17 protein-coding genes and 1 other RNA gene are annotated in these 18,672 nt (G+C 48.2%); 16 read left to right on the top strand and 2 right to left on the bottom strand.

All coding sequences use genetic code 11. The features are described from left to right. The first annotated feature begins 40 nt into the window (after window positions 1-40). From hisS to AC0VYQ_RS10725, 6 genes are all read left to right on the top strand, one after another. Complete coding sequence (gene hisS / locus AC0VYQ_RS10750) at window positions 41-1,321, top strand: histidine--tRNA ligase (protein ID WP_251136810.1); 1,281 nt, start codon at window positions 41-43, stop codon at window positions 1,319-1,321. Beyond that, complete coding sequence (gene aspS, locus AC0VYQ_RS10745; protein ID WP_475403543.1) at window positions 1,318-3,081, top strand: aspartate--tRNA ligase; 1,764 nt, start codon at window positions 1,318-1,320, stop codon at window positions 3,079-3,081. Before hisS ends, aspS begins: the two co-directional genes overlap by 4 nt. Window positions 3,082-3,203: 122 nt before the next feature. Then, window positions 3,204-3,788, top strand: a complete 585-nt coding sequence (locus AC0VYQ_RS10740) for a DNA-3-methyladenine glycosylase (RefSeq protein WP_475403542.1) — start codon at window positions 3,204-3,206, stop codon at window positions 3,786-3,788. A 310-nt stretch (window positions 3,789-4,098) separates the two neighbouring features. After that, complete coding sequence (locus tag AC0VYQ_RS10735) at window positions 4,099-5,286, top strand: DASH family cryptochrome (protein ID WP_475403541.1); 1,188 nt, start codon at window positions 4,099-4,101, stop codon at window positions 5,284-5,286. 82 nt (window positions 5,287-5,368) lie between these two features. Next, window positions 5,369-5,558: non-coding RNA, 6S RNA (gene ssrS / locus AC0VYQ_RS10730), on the top strand. 108 nt (window positions 5,559-5,666) lie between these two features. Further along, the gene (locus AC0VYQ_RS10725; protein WP_475403540.1) at window positions 5,667-6,431 is read left to right on the top strand and encodes a tRNA threonylcarbamoyladenosine dehydratase; all 765 of its coding nucleotides are present in this window, start codon (window positions 5,667-5,669) and stop codon (window positions 6,429-6,431) included. A 41-nt stretch (window positions 6,432-6,472) separates the two neighbouring features. On the opposite strand, the gene AC0VYQ_RS10720 is transcribed toward AC0VYQ_RS10725, so the two are convergent. Then, entirely contained in the window at window positions 6,473-7,786 is a 1,314-nt protein-coding gene (locus AC0VYQ_RS10720; protein ID WP_214766470.1) for a replication-associated recombination protein A, read from the bottom strand. Window positions 7,787-7,853: 67 nt separating this feature from the next. Here AC0VYQ_RS10720 and cymR point away from each other — a divergent pair, with 67 nt between their 5' ends. From cymR to AC0VYQ_RS10700, 4 genes are read left to right on the top strand one after another with little or no spacing between them, the layout of a single operon-like run. Further along, window positions 7,854-8,261: a cysteine metabolism transcriptional regulator CymR gene (gene cymR / locus AC0VYQ_RS10715; RefSeq protein ID WP_088838504.1), complete on the top strand. Its 408-nt coding sequence runs from the start codon at window positions 7,854-7,856 to the stop codon at window positions 8,259-8,261. A 13-nt stretch (window positions 8,262-8,274) separates the two neighbouring features. Beyond that, complete coding sequence (locus tag AC0VYQ_RS10710) at window positions 8,275-9,405, top strand: cysteine desulfurase family protein (protein ID WP_214766468.1); 1,131 nt, start codon at window positions 8,275-8,277, stop codon at window positions 9,403-9,405. 12 nt (window positions 9,406-9,417) lie between these two features. Then, entirely contained in the window at window positions 9,418-10,542 is a 1,125-nt protein-coding gene (mnmA, locus tag AC0VYQ_RS10705) for a tRNA 2-thiouridine(34) synthase MnmA (RefSeq protein WP_029331022.1), read from the top strand. After that, window positions 10,496-11,212 carry a tetratricopeptide repeat protein gene (locus tag AC0VYQ_RS10700; RefSeq protein WP_235195163.1) on the top strand — a complete coding sequence of 239 codons (717 nt, stop codon included), beginning with the start codon at window positions 10,496-10,498 and terminating at the stop codon, window positions 11,210-11,212. The genes mnmA and AC0VYQ_RS10700 overlap by 47 nt, the downstream gene beginning before the upstream one ends. Window positions 11,213-11,428: 216 nt before the next feature. Here AC0VYQ_RS10700 and AC0VYQ_RS10695 read toward each other — a convergent pair whose 3' ends face one another. Next, a complete protein-coding gene (locus tag AC0VYQ_RS10695; RefSeq protein WP_088837511.1) occupies window positions 11,429-11,977 on the bottom strand; it encodes a VOC family protein in 549 nt (182 codons plus the stop codon). A 122-nt stretch (window positions 11,978-12,099) separates the two neighbouring features. On the opposite strand from AC0VYQ_RS10695, the gene recD2 reads away from it, so the two are divergent. From recD2 to AC0VYQ_RS10665, 6 genes are all read left to right on the top strand, one after another. Continuing rightward, window positions 12,100-14,325 carry an SF1B family DNA helicase RecD2 gene (gene recD2 / locus AC0VYQ_RS10690; protein WP_088837510.1) on the top strand — a complete coding sequence of 742 codons (2,226 nt, stop codon included), beginning with the start codon at window positions 12,100-12,102 and terminating at the stop codon, window positions 14,323-14,325. Window positions 14,326-14,656: 331 nt separating this feature from the next. Beyond that, window positions 14,657-17,299 carry an alanine--tRNA ligase gene (gene alaS / locus AC0VYQ_RS10685; protein WP_475403539.1) on the top strand — a complete coding sequence of 881 codons (2,643 nt, stop codon included), beginning with the start codon at window positions 14,657-14,659 and terminating at the stop codon, window positions 17,297-17,299. A 34-nt stretch (window positions 17,300-17,333) separates the two neighbouring features. Beyond that, entirely contained in the window at window positions 17,334-17,603 is a 270-nt protein-coding gene (locus AC0VYQ_RS10680; RefSeq protein ID WP_029331017.1) for an IreB family regulatory phosphoprotein, read from the top strand. Then, the gene (gene ruvX, locus AC0VYQ_RS10675) at window positions 17,600-18,022 is read left to right on the top strand and encodes a Holliday junction resolvase RuvX (protein ID WP_029331016.1); all 423 of its coding nucleotides are present in this window, start codon (window positions 17,600-17,602) and stop codon (window positions 18,020-18,022) included. Before AC0VYQ_RS10680 ends, ruvX begins: the two co-directional genes overlap by 4 nt. Window positions 18,023-18,035: 13 nt before the next feature. Beyond that, window positions 18,036-18,323, top strand: a complete 288-nt coding sequence (locus AC0VYQ_RS10670; RefSeq protein WP_029331015.1) for a DUF1292 domain-containing protein — start codon at window positions 18,036-18,038, stop codon at window positions 18,321-18,323. Further along, on the top strand, window positions 18,307-18,603 hold the full coding sequence (locus tag AC0VYQ_RS10665) for a DUF1292 domain-containing protein (RefSeq protein ID WP_235195162.1): 297 nt from the start codon (window positions 18,307-18,309) through the stop codon (window positions 18,601-18,603). The genes AC0VYQ_RS10670 and AC0VYQ_RS10665 overlap by 17 nt, the downstream gene beginning before the upstream one ends. Window positions 18,604-18,672 lie beyond the last annotated feature (69 nt).

The following is an 18,672-nucleotide window of genomic DNA, read 5'->3' as shown; positions in this document are numbered from 1 at the left end:
ACGAGGACTTTTTTGTATTCATTTTTAAGGAGGAATTAGGATGAAATTACCACGCGGTACGTTTGATATCCTTCCAGGGACGGTTGAACGCTGGCAGTATATCGAAAATCAATTACGTGAGATCAGTAAACGATACAACTATAAAGAAATTCGGACACCAATCTTTGAAGAAACAGAACTCTTCAAACGGGGTGTCGGAGAAACGACCGACATCGTTCAAAAAGAAATGTTCATGCTCGAAAAACGCGGAAAAGATCAATTTACGCTTCGTCCGGAAGGGACGGCAGCGGTCGTGCGTTCATTCGTGACGAACAAACTGTACGGAGCACCGAACCAGCCGACGAAATTGTTCTACATCGGACCGATGTTCCGTTATGAACGTCCGCAAGCAGGACGTTTCCGTCAGCTCCACCAGTACGGCGTCGAAGCACTCGGCAGTGAAGAACCGGCAATCGATGCAGAAGTCATCAGTCTCGCAATGAGCATCTACCGGTCATTCGGTCTGAAACAATTAAAACTCGTCATCAACTCGCTTGGTGATAGCGAAAGTCGTGCCGCACACCGCGAAGCACTCGTCAATCACTTCAAGCCGGTCGCACACGAGCTTTGTCAAGATTGTCAAAACCGTTTAGAAGCGAACCCGTTGCGTGTCCTTGACTGTAAAGTCGACCGGAACCACCCGAGTATGGCGACGGCACCATCGATTCTCGATTTCTTGAACGCGTCATCGAAAGATTACTTCGATCAAGTCTTGTCACACCTCGATGCGTTAGGGATTGAATATGTCATCGATCCAACACTCGTCCGTGGTCTTGACTATTACAATCACACGTCATTTGAAATCATGTCCGAGGCAGAAGGTTTCGGTGCGATTACGACGCTTTGCGGCGGTGGACGGTATAACGGTCTCGTCGAACAAATCGGTGGACCTGCGACACCGGGGATTGGGTTCGGAATCGGAATCGAGCGTCTCTTGATGGCACTTGAGAATGAACAAGTCCTGCCGGAAATCGACGAGGCAATCGATGTCTTCATCGTCGCCCAAGGCAACGAAGAAGTCGAAAAAACGGCGACACGTCTTCTCCAATTGATGCGTCTCGAAGGACTCACGGCAGATCGTGATTATCTTGGTCGTAAATTTAAGGGGCAATTCAAGGCAGCAGACCGGATGAAGGCGCGGTATACGGTCATACTCGGTGATGAAGAAGTTGAACGTGGTGCCGCAGCGTTAAAAAACATGGAGACAGGCGAACAGACAGATGTTCCCTTGTCGGCGGTCGCAGATACGATCGTCGCAAAATTAAAGGAGGCAACACAATGATCGGACGCACACATATGAATGGACACGTGACGGAAGATGTCATCGGACAATCCGTCCAGCTAAAAGGATGGGTTCAAAAACGACGTGACCTCGGGGGCTTGATTTTCCTCGATCTTCGCGACCGGACAGGAATCGTCCAAGTCGTCTTCCAACCGGAAAACGAACAGGCACACCGCTTAGCAGAATCGATTCGTTCCGAGTACGTGCTTGATATTAAAGGGAAAGTCGTCCAACGCGAAAATCCGAACCCGAACATGCCGACGGGGCTCGTTGAAGTCGTTGCGGATGAAGTCGTCATCTTGAATGCTTCAAAAATGACGCCATTCCCAATCAGTGAAGAAGCAGAGCAAACGTCAGAAGATCTTCGTTTGAAATACCGCTACCTTGATTTACGTCGTCCGTCGCTCCAAGAGACATTCCGCCTCCGTTCGAAAGCGTCGAACATCATGCGGAACTTCCTCGACGAACAAGACTTCCTCGAAGTCGAAACACCGATTTTGACGAAGTCGACACCGGAAGGCGCGCGTGACTATCTCGTACCAAGCCGTGTCCACCCAGGTGAATTCTATGCGTTGCCACAATCACCACAGTTGTTTAAACAGTTACTGATGGTATCTGGTTTCGAACGCTACTTCCAAATCGCACGTTGTTTCCGTGACGAAGACTTACGGGCAGACCGTCAGCCTGAGTTCACGCAAGTCGATATCGAGACGAGCTTCATGGACGTGGAGGACTTGTATGCAATGATGGAGTCAATGATGACGCGTGTCATGAAAGAAACACTCGGAAAAGATATCGTGACACCATTCCCACGGATGCCGTACGCAGAAGCGATGAGCCGGTTCGGTTCGGATAAACCGGATACACGCTTCGGTCTCGAATTGATTGATGTCGCGGAAGCCGTCAAAGGGGCAGGCTTTAAAGTCTTCGATATGGCACTTGAAGCCGGCGGCGAAGTCAAAGCATTGAACGTCAAAGGGGCGGCAGACAACTTCTCGCGGAAAGACATCGATAAATTACAAGAGTTCACGGCAATTTACGGTGCGAAAGGTCTCGCCTGGGTCAAAGTGACTCCGGACGGCTTAAACGGACCAATTGCCAAATTCTTTGACGAAGCAGCGGCTGCCCGTCTTATCGCAGCGACGGAAGCAGAAACAGGCGACTTACTCGTCTTCGTCGCAGCAAAAGCGTCAATCGTTGCCGACAGCCTCGGCGCACTGCGTCAAAAACTGGCGAAAGAACTCGGTTTGATTGACGAAACGGTCTTTAACTTCCTGTGGGTGACGGACTTCCCGCTCGTGACATTCGAAGAAGAAGACGGTCGTTTCTATGCGAACCACCATCCATTCACGATGCCACGCCGCGAAGATCTTGATAAACTCGAAACGGACCCGGGCAGCGTCCTTGCTGTCGCCTATGACCTTGTCTTGAACGGATATGAGTTAGGTGGCGGATCGCAACGGATTTATGAGCGCGATATCCAAGAGCGGATGTTCAAATTACTTGGTTTCACGGAAGAAGAGGCGAACGAACAGTTCGGATTCTTGATGGAAGCATTTGAATACGGCACACCACCGCATGCTGGAATTGCACTCGGACTTGACCGCTTGATCATGTTACTCGCGGGACGGACAAACTTACGCGATACGATCGCTTTCCCGAAAACGGCGTCGGCGAGCGACTTATTGACTGCAGCACCGAGCCCGGTCTCGGACGCACAATTAAATGAGTTGTCAATCCGGACGGCTGTCAAACAATAATCATCACAACAGACTTTCTTCCTCTTTTGGAAGGGAGTCTGTTTCTTTTAGTTGAATTGGTTTTGACTAATTCAAGATTCTGATTTCCGTAAGAGTGATTGGAAGAATAGGAGGGGGCAGCAATGGAACGGAGTTTTTTTGAACGATCACCACTTGAGGTCGGCAAAGACTTGATTGGAAGTGTCCTGACGGTTGATGATGTGACGATGCGAATCGTCGAGGTCGAAGCGTATCTCGGACCGTATGATCAAGCTGCACATTCCTACAGTGGCCGTCCGACGAAACGAACGGCACCGATGTTCGGTGAAGCAGGGCATCTCTATGTCTACTTCACTTATGGCATGCATCATTGCTTAAATTTTGTCTGTGGAGAGGTCGGGCAAGGGTATGCCGTCTTACTGCGGGGAGCGGAAATCATCTCAGGTCATGAGATCATCGCCTATCGTCGATTTCATAGATCGTATCACGAACTGACGAACACCCAACTCAAAAACTTAGTCAACGGACCAGCGAAGCTCTGTCAGGCCTTTGGCTTAACGACTGCTGAGTCGGGGGAAGATTTATATCAAGAACGTTTTCGGCTCGTTGCGGGTCAAGCTGGACAAATCATCGAGACGACACGGATTGGGATTCCGAATGCCGGTGAAGCGACACACTATCCGTGGCGGTTTTATGAAGAGGGAAGTCCTGGTGTCAGTAAAAAGTGACAACAAAAAAAGACGCGAGGGACAATGAAGTCCTTCGCGTCTTGACGTTTTATTTAGGAGTGTTCGTTGTTTTTTTAGATTGTTGTTGTTTATAAAACTTATAGACGATTGGTCCAACTGTCGTCGCGAGCGTGATTAACGTTCTTAATTTTCCTTTTTTAGCCATCTGTCTGTCACTCCTTACACCGTTTTGTATTAACTATATTCCACGAAAACAAAAAGCTGAAACCTTTTCGGCATATTGCAGAGTAGGCGAATCACGAAATCCTTGAGATGATGAAACAGGACGAGGGTGAAAGGAGACGAGATGATGAGTGGAATCGTATGGTACCGTGCTGATTTACGTGTCGACGATCACGAAGCCTTAGCGCAGGCACGTCAGGCACATTCAACGGTCAAAGCTGTCTTTGTTCAACAACCGTTAAATACGAGACGATTTGAACGTGGACGTGCTCAAATGAAATTTGAGCGTGAAACGTTACAGACGCTTCAGGAGGAATTAGGACGACTCGGAATCGAGTTAACGATTTTAACCGGGGACGTCAGCGAACAGTTGGGACGGTTTATGAAGCCGGGAGACGTCGTTTACTTTCATCGGATGACGGGGTATTACGAATCAATTGATGAGCGGGCAGTGCTTGCACAATTCACGGCACACATCTATGAAACGCAGACGTTGTATCGCCGTGAACAAATCGGTAGCGACAAAGTGGCGCATGTCTTTTCAGCCTTTCGAAAGAAAGTCGAGCGGTCGGGACATTTTGAACAACCAATTGCGATTGAAGACCCTGCGGCTGCTATTACGTTACCCGCTTATGCATCAGATGCTGCGTTTCCCTTTGAAGGAGGGGAGATGACGGGGCATGCAAGATTAAAAGCATATCTGGAAGGACCCATTTTTACGTATAAGGAAACACGGAATGGTTTCGGTCGGGATGATTCCTCCAAATTATCGGCCTGGTTAGCAAACGGTTCCTTATCCCCACGCCGGGTCATGGCAGAACTTCAAAGCGTAGAAAGACGGCATGGTGCTAATGAATCGACATACTGGTTGTATTTCGAGTTACTTTGGCGCGACTTCTTTCATTTCACGATGCGTGAGACGGGGAATCGATTATTTCTTGCGCAAGGTTTACGAGAAGGGAGTAACGTCTGGCCGACGGACGAGTCAATCATTTCGATGTGGATCGAAGGACGAACTGGGCAACCGTTCGTGGATGCCTTCATGAATGAATTTCGAGAAACGGGATGGATGTCGAATCGTGGGCGACAAATTACTGCGAGTTATTTGATTCATGAGCTTGGACAGGATTGGCGCGTCGGGGCGTCATATTTTGAAAGCCAACTGATCGATTATGACGTCGCTTCAAATTATGGTAACTGGGCTTATATCGCAGGTGTCGGAAATGCGACTCGAATTCCACGCTTCAATCCTATTTTTCAGCAACAAATGTATGATCCGACAGGCACCTTCACGAGGCGTTGGACATCACTCTGAGCCGTTAAAAAAATATCATTTTTTTAGAAGCAGATTGAGTTGCAATTCGGTTAGGGGAATGCTATATTAAATGCAACAGATGGGGTTCCTGAGATGTACGAGAGCCGCCTTTTATCTTTGAGCCACTCTTTTTTGATAGGGAGTTTGACGTTCCAACTAGTAGTACATGCCTCGTAACACAGCAGGAGGACGTACGAATAGGAATCGGATAAGACACCCACCTGCACAGCAGGTTCAAAAATAAGGTATCGACACGGCACTTCGGGTCCCATCGTCTTTTTATTAAAATTAAAAATGATTAAAAAAAGACACGTCGCATGACGTTTTTTTTTATGATATAATTCCGAGTAAAACAGTATGAGAATTGTGAGGTTAGAGACATGTTACATCAATTTTCACGTAATGAATTAGCAATCGGTAAGACGGGACTTGAAGCATTGGCATCAAAGTCTGTCGCTATCTTAGGAATTGGCGGCGTCGGATCATTTTCGGCAGAAGCACTGGCCCGGAGTGGTGTCGGACGATTGATTCTCGTCGATAAAGATGACATCGATATCACGAACGTCAATCGCCAAATCCATGCCCTGCTGCCGACCGTCGGACAACCGAAGGTCGATGCGATGGCAGATCGGTTGATGTTGATCAATCCCGATTTAGAAATCGTCCGCCTGAAGATGTTCTACAATGAAGAAACGTACGAATCCTTTTTTGACCAACAACCGGACTATGTCATCGATGCATCAGATACTGTCTCGTTCAAAATTCATTTGATTAAAGAGTGTAAACGACGCAACATTCCAATCATCTCGAGCATGGGGATGGCAAATAAAATGGATCCGACACGGATTAAGATCGTTGACATCAAAGACACGACATATGATCCGTTAGCGAAAGTCATCCGGACACGTTTACGCAAGGAAGGGATCCATAAAGGGGTTCCTGTCGTCTTCTCGGATGAACCACCTGTCAAAATCATCGAAGAAGTGCGTCAAGTCGTCGGAAATGACGAAGCGGTTATTCGAAAAGCGAAGATGCCCCCAAGTTCGAACGCATTCGTTCCGTCAGTCGGTGGTTTGATTGCAGCAAGTCACGTCATCAATGAGATCGTTCGCGAAGCAGGCGTTACGATTGAACGCGTCCGTTAAAAAAAGCGACCACTTCGGTCGCTTTTTCGCATCTTGAATGGTTACGGCTGTTTTTTCCAAAACTCGAGTCGGGCTTGGAGTTGTTTCTCAAAACCACGTGGGCTCGGCTCGTAAAAGACCGGTTTCGTCCGCGCTAAGTTTTCCGGCCAATAGCTTTGTTTCACGTAAGCATGAGGGAACTGGTGCGGGTATTGATAAGCGACACCATTTCCGAGTGCTTCTGCACCGGGATGATGGGCGTCACGAAGATGCGGTGGGACCGGTCCACCATCCGAACGTCGTACGAGAGCGAGCGCTTTATCAATCGCTGTGATGACGGTATTTGATTTAGGTGCCGTCGCCAAATACAATACGGTTTCAGCGAGCGGAATCCGTGCTTCCGGAAAACCGACGTATTCACACGCGCGAGCACAAGCGTCGACAATCAACAGGGCTTGTGGATCCGATAGCCCGATGTCTTCTGCGGCATGGACGTACAATCGTCTGACGATGAAGCGAGGACTTTCGCCCGCTTCAATCATGACGGCGAGCCAATATAATGCTGCGTCGGGATCGGATCCACGGATTGATTTAATGAAAGCCGAGATGACATCATAATGGCGGTCGCCGTCTTTATCGTATTTCAATGCTTTTTGCTGAATCGATTCTTCCGCGACGGCGAGGTCAATCGTGATTTCACCGTCGACTTCCGGAGTCGTCAAGACGGCGAGCTCGAGTGCATTTAGCAAGGCGCGATAGTCGCCGTCGGATAGTTTAACGTAATGATCAATCGCTTCATCTGTAATCGAAATCGGATATTTTCCGAGACCGCGGTCTTTATCGGCTAACGTTCGGTTAAGCACGACACGTAAATCGTCTGCCGTCGGTGGTTCGAACCGAAAGACGGTCGCCCGAGAGAGTAAAGCGGCGTTGACCTCGAAGCTTGGATTTTCCGTCGTCGCTCCGATTAAGGTGATCGTACCTGCTTCAAGAGCAGGGAGCAACGCGTCTTGCTGCATTTTATTAAAACGATGGATTTCATCTAAAAAGAGAATTGTTTTTTGATCATCAAACTGCAAACGAGACTCCGCCGCCTTTAAGACGTCGCGTAATTGGTCGAGTTTTGCGGTGACGGCATTCAACTGTTCAAAAGCCGACTTCGTGTAACTCGAGATGACGCGTGCGAGTGTCGTTTTCCCTGTTCCTGGTGGACCATAAAAAATGACCGTCCCGAGCCGATCGGCAAGGATAGCGCGACGTAAGAGGGTCGTCTCTCCAATTAAATGCCGTTGACCAACGATTTCGTCCAGTGACTGAGGACGCATCCGGTTGGCGAGCGGTCCAGCAGGATATTTTGATTCAAATAAATTAGCCATAGGTAGCGTTCCTTCTTTCCACGTGGATTCAGCTCCTACTATACTAGAAAGGATGTTATTTCGCATGATGAAAATCTCGACGAAAGGCCGGTATGGTCTGACAATCATGATCGCACTCGCTAAAGGAGGCGAACAAAAGCCGTTATCCTTAAAGAAAATTGCGCAAATGTATAATCTGTCGGAGCATTATTTGGAACAATTGATTGCCCCGCTCCGAAATGGTGGGCTGGTCAAAAGTGTCCGTGGCGCTTACGGCGGTTATAAGTTAGGGCGTAAAGCGGAAGAAATCACGGCCGGCGATATCATTCGTTTGCTTGAGGGACCACTCGTAGTTGTCGAAGGGGACAATTCTGATGAAGTGACGAAACGAAAATTATGGGATAAAATCCAAAGTGCAGTCGATCAAGTACTGGATTCGACGACATTAAAAGATTTAGCGGAAGACGATGATACTGGATATATGTTCTATATATGAAAGGTGAGACGAAATGATGTATTTTGATCATGCGGCGACAACGCCGATGCACCCTGATGTACTCCAAACAATGACTCCATATATGCTCGAGCAATTCGGGAATCCGTCGAGCGTCCACGCGTTCGGTCGTTCCGGCCGGGCGGCGATTGACGCGGCACGTCGGACAATCGCGAGTGAACTGAATGCCAAACCGAATGAAATCATCTTCACGGCGGGGGGAACGGAGTCGGATAACTATGCGATTTTGGGTGCCGCGATGAAACATCAAGACAAGGGACAACATGTCATCACGACACGCTTCGAACACCATGCCGTCCTGCGTGCGTTCGAAGAACTCGAAAAACGTGGGTTTGACGTGACGTATTTAGAAGTGCCGGAGTCGGGCGTCGTCACGGTCGACGCACTCGCGGCAGCGCTTCGCCCGGATACGATTCTTGTTTCGGTCATGTTCGGAAACAATGAAGTCGGGACACTGCAACCAATCAAGGAAATGGGCCAGTTATTAAACAAACAAAACATTCTCTTTCATACGGATGCGGTCCAAGTCTTTGGCAAGCTGAGTCTCGACGTCGAAGCATGTCATATTGACCTATTATCGGCATCAAGTCATAAAATCAATGGACCAAAAGGTGTCGGGATGCTCTACGTCCGAACAGGCGTCCAGTTAGAAGTGCAGTCGTACGGTGGCGAACAAGAACGGAAGCGTCGCGCGGGAACAGAAAACGTCGCTGGAATCGTCGGTTTCGCAAAAGCCGTTCAATTGATCGTAGCAGAACGTGACATACTGAAAGCCCAGTCGGAAGACTTGCGTCGCCTGTTACTCAATCGTCTCGAGGCTAGTTCGATTTCCTATGAACAAAATGGGCATCCAGGACTGCCGCATATCGTCAATCTCTATTTCCCGCGTGTCGAGATTGAACCGTTTTTAATCATGCTCGATATGCGCGGAATTGCCGTCTCGAGCGGGAGCGCCTGTACGGCAGGTTCCATTGAACCATCTCACGTGTTGTCCGCGATGTACGGTGAAAATGACCGGACGCGGCAATCGGTCCGAATTAGTTTCGGCCGTGGAAATGATGCCGGGCAAGTCGAACTACTCGCACAAGGATTGATAGATGTCGTAAAATCGTTTCAGAACAAATAAGAGGTGAAAGCAATGAATACAAGAGCAAAAGCGCCAAGTGAGACGACAGTCGTCGTCGGGATGTCTGGCGGCGTCGACTCGTCCGTCACAGCACACTTGCTGAAAGAACAAGGGTACAACGTCATCGGAATCTTCATGAAAAACTGGGATGATACGGATGAAGACGGTTTTTGTACAGCGACGGAAGACTATGAAGATGTGATCGCGGTCGCCAATCAAATCGGCATTCCGTACTATGCAGTCAACTTCGAAAAAGAATACTGGGACAAAGTCTTCACGTATTTCTTGAATGAATATAAACTGGGACGGACACCGAATCCGGATGTCATGTGTAACAAGGAAATCAAGTTCAAAGCGTTTCTTGATCACGCCATGCGTCTCGGGGCGGATTTTGTCGCGACAGGTCATTACGCGCGTGCGGTCTATGAAGACGGGGAACACAAGTTACTCCGTGGGGTCGATACGAATAAAGACCAAACGTACTTCTTGAACCAACTGTCACAAGACCAAATTGCGAAAGCGATGTTCCCGATTGGTCACATGGAAAAGTCAGAAGTCCGGAAAATCGCGGAAGAAGCGAACTTGGCGACGGCGAAGAAAAAAGATTCGACCGGTATCTGTTTTATCGGGGAACGGAACTTTAAACAATTTCTCAGCCAATACCTCCCGGCACAACCAGGCGAAATGCGGACACTCGACGGAAAAGTCATGGGACGTCACGATGGTTTGATGTATTACACGATGGGACAGCGTCATGGGTTAGGGATTGGCGGAGACGGAGAGCCTTGGTTCGTTGTTGGAAAAAATCTTGCGGATAACGTCTTGTTCGTTGATCAAGGCTTCCATAATGAACTGCTCTACTCGGAAGGATTATATGCGTCGGACATCAGCTGGACGGCACCACTTAAAGTCGGCGATACATTCCGCTGCACGGCGAAGTTCCGCTACCGTCAAGAAGACTCAGGCGTGACTGTCCGCTTGCTTGAAAATGGACGTCTTGATGTTGCCTTTGACGAACGCCAACGGGCAATTACACCAGGACAAGCCGTCGTCTTTTATGATGGTGATGTCTGCTTAGGTGGCGCAACGATTGACGAAGCGTACAAAGCGGGCGAACGTCTTACGTATCTTGCATAAGGGAGAGAACACGATGAATTATAACGAAGTAGGATTCAGACATTTAGAAGCGGGAAATTACGAACTGGCTGCGCAAGCCTTCAACGATGCGATTGAAGAAAACCCGAATGATCCGACGGCATATGTCAACTTGGGAACGTTGCTTCAATCGATGGATGATGCAGACCGGGCATTACGCTTTTATGAAAAGGCGCTGACAATTGACCCGACGTTCGCCAGTGCCCACTATGCAAAAGGGGCATTGTTCTTTGCGGCAGAGCAACTGGTCGAGGCAGAAGATGCCTTACGGCTCGCCTTACTCCATGGACTTGATGACGCCGATCTACACTTCATGCTTGGTCTGACGTATCAAAAGCTCGGCGATCCTGTCCGGGGAATTCCTCGCTTGAAACAAGCGACGGAATTGAACGGGGTGGACGTCGAAATTGCTTTCCAATACGGCCTTGCGCTCGCACAAAACGAACAGATTGAAGAAGCGGCAGAAATTTTCGAGCAAGTCCTGTTGTTAGAAGAAACGCACACGGACGCACGCTATAACTATGCGATTGCCCTTGCATTTCTTGGTCAGCAAGAAGCGTGTTATACGGAGCTCGAGACGGTTCTTGAATATCAACCGAATCATACGCTCGCGCAAGATGCGAAAGCGAAAATGGATTCTTTGTTGAAATAAGGTCAATGAATGGGTCTGACGCATAAGTCAGACCAGCATCAAGCCGTGTGACGGATGTTTCCGTCCTTCAACAATCAAATGGCCGATGATCCCACTTTTCAAGGGACCATCGGCCATTTTTGTGCAATTTCTTATTGTTCAAGAGGGTTTAATACTTGCCTGTGTCATGCGACCGCTTTAAAGCGCGTTCCGTCTCTGATCGTTTTGAAGATTGCGTTAGTTTCCGACTTCACGTACGACGCGTTGCGGCGGACCAGAAAAGTCTTCGTACGCCTCGTCCATATTTTTTGTATAGAGCTCAATCACATTTTGTTCAGTATCTTTAAAATAAGCGGAGTATTCTTTATCATTCGAAGTTTCTTGTTCATCCCATTCTCGAATCTTAACGGCAATATCTGCTTCCCGTAAGACGTTCAGAGCGTCCTCGAATCGGTTTTTTTCAATGTAAAAGGCGCAGTGGACGTGAGTCCCTCCTTCATCATAAAGCGAATCCCACTTCGTGACCGGTAGATTTTTCACAGTCCGTTCCTCGAGTGTGAAATCTCGTTTGAGCCAGAGTCCAAGTCGCGTGTTTCCGCCAATATAGAGCCATGTCGCCCAAACGCCGTCTTGCGTCGCTTGTTCTTTACTTGGTTCCGCGTCATCTGGAGCCCATTGCTCGACAATCGGTATTCCGAGCGTCCCATGCCAAAAGTTGACAGCGCGTTCCATATCCTCTACTTCAAGTACTAATTCACATAAACCAGCAATTGGTAATCGTCCCACATGCTTCTCCTCCAATTCAATTTTTAGTTCAAGTTCACTTTCCCTGATTTTAAATCGATTAAACGAGTGCTATGATGATGAGAGCGTAGTAAATCGTAGTCTTTTAGAAAGTAGGTGGAGTGATGGAGCACCCTCATCAAGTCGTCGGTCGTGTTAAACGTGTGCTCTTCTCCTCCGAAGAAGAAGCGCATTCCATCGTATTGGTGGCTGTTAAGGAAAAAAACTTTGAATTGAAAGAAACTGAACTCGTCGTGACGGGAACGGGAGTCGGGATTGAACTTGGCGGTACGTATCAGGCGTTTGGCCGTTTAGTGGACCATCCACGGTTTGGTAAACAATTAAAGGCAGAATTAATTCGCCGTTCTGTCCCGATGACGAAGCATGCCGCTGTCCGCTTTTTGACGAATGGATCGTTTACCGGCATTGGTCCGAAAACAGCGAAAAATATTGTCGAGGCACTTGGCGAGGATGCGATTGATGTCATCTTAAAAGATAGCCGTGCCCTCGATCGTGTGCCTGGACTTAAACAAAAACAAGCTGACGTCATCTTCAGTCGACTGGCAACGCTCTATGGCGTTGATCAATTGATGTTGTTTTTGGCACCGTTCGACGTCACGCCGAAACTTGCAGCTAAAATTTATGCGGCGTACGAAGGGGATGCGATGGCGCGGATTCGTGAAAACCCGTATTCCTTGATGTACGAAGTGAGCGGGATCGGTTTTAAGACGGCCGATCAAATTGCCTCCCATCTCGGATTGATTGGTCTTCACCCGGAACGCGTTGCAGCGTCCGTCATGCACATACTTGAGCAAGAGGCAGGGGAAGGACATGCTTTTGCGACAATTGATTCATTGTTGCAGCGGGCACCCCGCCTGCTAGGCGAAGACCCAGGAGAACGACTCGAACAGGCAATCGAGTTGTTGTTGACAGAAGATAAAGTAAAACTCGAAGAAGGCTGTCTGTATCTGCCGACGATTTATTATGCGGAAGTCAGGGCGGCAAAAGAGCTGGCACGCGTCATGGCGAATGGAGCAGAGCAAGAAGTCGATGTCGCGACGATCTTAACGGCAATCGGTCAGCTCGAAGAACGTTTCGGAATGGAATATGCGACGCAACAACGAGAAGCGATTGAACTGGCCGTCAAAGCACCATTGATGGTCTTGACCGGTGGACCGGGAACCGGTAAAACGACGGTCATCAAAGGAATCTTACATGCCTTACAAGAAATCCACGATTGGCCGCTCGAAAAAAGTCAAGTCAAATCAGGTGATGTGTATCCGTACGTTCTCGTCGCACCGACCGGGCGTGCTGCAAAACGATTGTCGGAAGCGACCGATGTTCCGGCGATGACAATTCATCGGCTGTTGAAGTATGACGGCTCAAATTTTCAATTGAATGAAGATCAACCGATCACCGGAAAAGTGTTGATCATCGATGAATCATCGATGATTGATATCTACCTGTTGTCGAGTCTCCTTCGCGCCGTACCGAACGGGATGAAAATCTTGTTCGTTGGTGACCGGGATCAACTGCCGTCGGTCGGTCCGGGACAAGTGTTGGCTGATTTAATGGATACGGACGGGATTCCGGTCGTACGACTCAATGTCGTCCACCGTCAAGCGGAGGATTCATCGATTTTACGATTGGCTCACGATTTGAAAAATCGGGTCACATCGGCTGATTTATTGGCACCGTTATCGGACCGCCGTTTTTATTCACTGGCTCCGCAAGAATCATTACGCGGGATTGCCGCGTTCGCTGAAAAAGCGTTAGCAAAAGGCTACTCGAAGTTCGACGTCCAAGTCCTCGCCCCGACGTACCGCGGACAAGTCGGGATTGATGAACTCAATCTCGCGCTGCAGAATGTCTACAATCCGGAAGCACCGAAAAAACGGGAAGTGAAGCAAGGAAATCGGCTGTACCGGAGTGGAGATAAGATTCTTCAGCTCGTCAACAATGCGGAAGAAAATGTCTACAATGGTGATATCGGCGAAATCGTCAACATCTTTTTTGCGAAAGAAAACGTCGATAAAGTCGATAAAATTATCGCGCGGTTCGACCAGACGGAAGTCGAATACAATCGCAGTGACTGGGACCAATTCACACATGCCTATGCGATCACGATCCATAAAGCCCAAGGGTCGGAGTTTCCGATCGTTCTGATGCCGGTCTTCTTTACGGGCGCCTTTAAGCATTCGAGAAACTTAATTTATACGGCCGTGACCCGTGCGAAAACAAGTTTGTTGTTGTTCGGAGATCCACGCGCCTTTCACAAGGCATCACAAGAAGAAGAACCACGTCGACGGACGCGGTTGATTGAACGTCTGGGTGGTGCGACAAAGACTTGACGGAATACGTTGGATAGGTAATAATCACGTTAGATGAATGGACGCAAAACGTTGATAGAAGATAAGTAGAGTGATGCAATCATGACGAAGAGAGAGATGGATTTGCTGCAACCATCTCCATGATGAATCATTTGAAGCTCCTTCTTGAGTCGAGTGAAAACACTTGCGGTTAATCCCCGTTATTGGATTTTTCGAGGTAACATCCGTAACAGAGGATGTTGCGAACGAGGGTGGTACCACGAGAGCGATGCTTTCGTCCCTTTCCTAGGGGATGATGCATCGTTTTTTTTGCGTTCAGGATGAACTTATTAATTAATTGGGGGTATTTTCGATGAAACCATTAAAACCGTTGACTGGCGCACAAATCCGTCAGATGTATCTCGACTTTTTCCAATCGAAAGGTCACGCTGTGGAACCGAGTGCTTCTCTCGTACCAGTGGAAGATCCAACATTGCTTTGGATTAACTCAGGTGTCGCGACATTAAAAAAATATTTTGATGGACGTGTCATCCCAGACAATCCACGAATCGTCAATGCACAAAAATCGATCCGGACGAACGATATCGAAAACGTCGGTAAAACGGCACGTCACCATACGTTTTTTGAAATGCTCGGTAACTTTTCAGTCGGTGATTACTTCCGTGAAGATGCGATCAAATGGGGCTGGGAACTCTTAACGAGTGACGAGTGGTACGGTCTAGATCCAGAGTACTTGTCTGTTACGATCCATCCGGAAGACGATGCGGCACGCCAAATCTGGCTTGAGCTCGGTGTTCCGGCTGAACGAATCATTCCGCTCGAAGATAACTTCTGGGAAATCGGTGAAGGTCCATCTGGTCCGAACACGGAAATTTTCTTTGATCGTGGTCCAGACTTCGGTGACGACCCGAACGATTCAGAACTCTACCCGGGTGGCGAAAATGAACGTTATCTTGAAATTTGGAACATCGTTTTCAGTCAGTATAACCATGATGGAAACGGGAACTACACAGAACTTCCACGCAAAAACATTGATACAGGAATGGGTCTCGAACGGATGGCTAGTGTCTTACAAAACGTGCCGACGAACTTCGATACGGACTTGTTCATGCCGATCATCCATAAGACGGAAGAAATGAGTGGTAAAAAATACCGTGATGACGCGAAGCTGGATGTAGCATTCAAAGTCATCGCTGATCATATCCGAACAGTTTCGTTTGCGATTGGCGACGGCGCATTGCCATCGAACGAAGGACGCGGGTATGTCCTCCGTCGTTTACTTCGCCGGGCAGTCCGCTATGCGAAGATGCTTGGAATCGAACGTCCGTTCATGTACGAGCTCGTGGATACGGTCGGTGGCGTCATGGTTGACTTTTACCCACAAGTTCCAGAGAAGGCGGACTTCATCAAACGTGTCATCAAGAATGAAGAAGAACGTTTCCATGAAACATTACAAGATGGTCTCGCGATTTTAAATACGGTCGCTCAGACGGCTAAAAATAATGGAGAGCATACGATTAGTGGGGAAGATGCATTCCGTCTTTACGACACGTACGGTTTCCCCCTCGAATTGACAGTCGAATATGCAGAAGATCATCAAATGGCAGTTGACGAAGAAGGCTTCAAACGGGCGATGGATGAGCAACGTAAGCGGGCCCGTGCGGCACGTGAAGATGGCGGATCGATGCAACAGCAATCTGAAGTTCTTGCGACATTGACGGTACCAAGCCGGTTCGTCGGTTATACGGATGTGAAGACGGATGCAACGATCGTCGCATTGCTTCATGATGGAGAACATGTCACGGAAGTCGCAGCAGGCGAACAGGCACAAGTCATTTTAGACATCACGCCGTTTTATGCGGAGAGCGGTGGTGAAGTCGCGGATACAGGAACGATTGAAGGAAAAGATTTCGTCTTAGACGTCAAAGACGTACAAAAAGCACCGAACGGTCAAAACTTGCATACGGTCATCGTTCGGACGGGGATTGCACTCGCGGACGCTTCAGTCATCGCAGAAGTCGAAGGCGCAGCACGTAAAGCCATTACGAAAAACCATACAGCAACACACTTGTTGCATAAAGCACTAAAAGATACACTCGGCACGCACGTCAATCAAGCAGGATCACTCGTGTCAGCAGATCGTCTCCGCTTTGACTTCTCTCACTTTGGTGCAGTCACGGTAGATGAACTGAAAACGATTGAACAGGATGTCAATCAGGCAATCTGGGCATCGCTGGCTGTCGATATCGAAGAAATGAACATCGCCGATGCAAAAGCAAAAGGGGCAATGGCACTGTTCGGTGAAAAATATGGTGAAACGGTCCGCGTCGTATCGGCAGGAACGTATTCAATCGAATTATGTGGCGGGATCCACGTCAAGAACACGGCGGAAATCGGTCTTTTCAAAATTGTTTCTGAATCAGGTATCGGTGCTGGTACACGTCGGATTGAAGCGGTCACAGGAGCTGGTGCATATCGTGTCATGAATGCGCATCTTGAGACGCTCGAACAAGCAGCACGTGTCCTGAAGACGAAAACGACGGAAGTTCCGAGTCGAATCGAAGCGTTACAAGTTCAATTACGTGAGACAGAACGCGCAAACGAATCACTCCAAGCAAAACTTTCGAATATCGAAGCAGCATCACTTAAAGATGACGTTGAACTGATCAATGGTGTCCAAGTCCTTTCGAAACGTGTCGATGTGTCTGATATGGATGCATTACGTGGGATGATGGATGAATTGAAAGGTTCACTCGAGTCAGCAATCATCGTCCTCGGCAGTGCGCAAGGCGACAAAGTGAACCTCGTCGCAAGCGTCTCAAAAGACTTGATTGACCAAGGCTATCATGCCGGGAAGCTGATTAAAGAAGTTGCGACACGTTGCGGCGGCGGTGGCGGTGGACGCCCGGATATGGCCCAAGCAGGCGGGAAAGATGCTTCGAAATTAAATGAAGCGTTGGCGTATGCTTCACATTATGCGCAATCACTGGCATAATAGAAAAGTAGTGTAAATGAAAGAGGTGATTAACGTGAGTCAGATGGATCAAACGATGAAATTTAATTTTCCGGAAGACGATAGTAAAGCAGCGACACGGGAAGTGTTGTTGACGGTCTATCACGCTTTGGAAGAGAAAGGATATCATCCAATTAATCAGATCGTCGGATATCTTCTATCTGGGGATCCTGCTTACATTCCTCGTCATAATGATGCACGTAATCTAATCCGTAAGATTGAACGAGATGAATTGCTTGAAGAACTCGTCAAATCCTATCTGTCGGAGAGTGGAGACAAAAAATGAAGCGTGCGATCGGACTCGATGTCGGTTCGAAGACGATTGGAGTCGCGGTGAGTGATTTGATGGGCTGGACGGCGCAAGGCGTCGAGACCGTCAAATGGACAGAACCCGATTATCCTGTCGCCTTCAAGCGACTAGAGGCAATCATTAAAGAGTACGGTGTCGAAATCATCGTCATCGGACATCCGAAAAACATGAACGGTTCGATTGGTCCGCGAGCAGAAGCAAGTGAAGCGTTCGCGCGTGAAATCGAATCAGCGACAGGACTTTCAACAGTTCTCGTCGATGAGCGTCTAACGACGATGCAGGCAGAGCGTATGTTGATCGACGCAGATGTCAGTCGAAAAAAACGAAAACAAGTCATCGATAAGATGGCGGCAGTCATGATCCTACAATCGTATTTGGATCGGGCGAACCGGTAAAGGAGGAAATGAGATGTCTGAAGAAAAGCGCCAGTATCTCTTTCCGGATGAAGACGGTGGCGAACATCTTTTCGAAGAATGGTACCGTTATGTCAGCGAGCGAACAGGGAAAACGTATCTGTTCCTCGAAATGATAGGGAATCCAGAAGATGGCGCAGATGATTTAATCATCTGTGAGATTGATGAGTATGGAGAAGGCGACGATGATTTTGAACTGAGCCTGATCGATGAAAATGATGAGCAGACTTGGGATGAACTCGAGACTGCATTAAAGGAGCGGATGAATGATGCAACAGAATGAACCAACACGTTACGTAATTCCAGATGGTGAAGGTAATGATTTCGAATTTATGGAGCGGTTACGTTATGAGAGCCCACGCTCAAACAAAACGTATATCTTCCTCGAGCCAGTCGGTGCTGACTACGACAACGCGGAAGAAGTCGACATCTTCGTTTACGAACTAGACGAGTATGGCGACGGAGACAATGACTTCAATCTTGTTCCGATCGAAGAAGATGACACGGAAACGTGGGATGAAATCGAAGAAGTCTTCAATACATTAGAAGACGAGCTTGAATAACCGACTCGTGTATAAGGTGATGTCGAAGGAGCAATGCTCTTTCGAGGTCACCTTGTTTTAAGAGAAAAA

This window comes from Exiguobacterium sp. QJM3NY_9 (genome assembly GCF_056173545.1).
The sequence above is the reverse complement of the archived record's forward strand: the minus strand, read 5'-3'. Positions and strand labels throughout refer to the sequence as shown.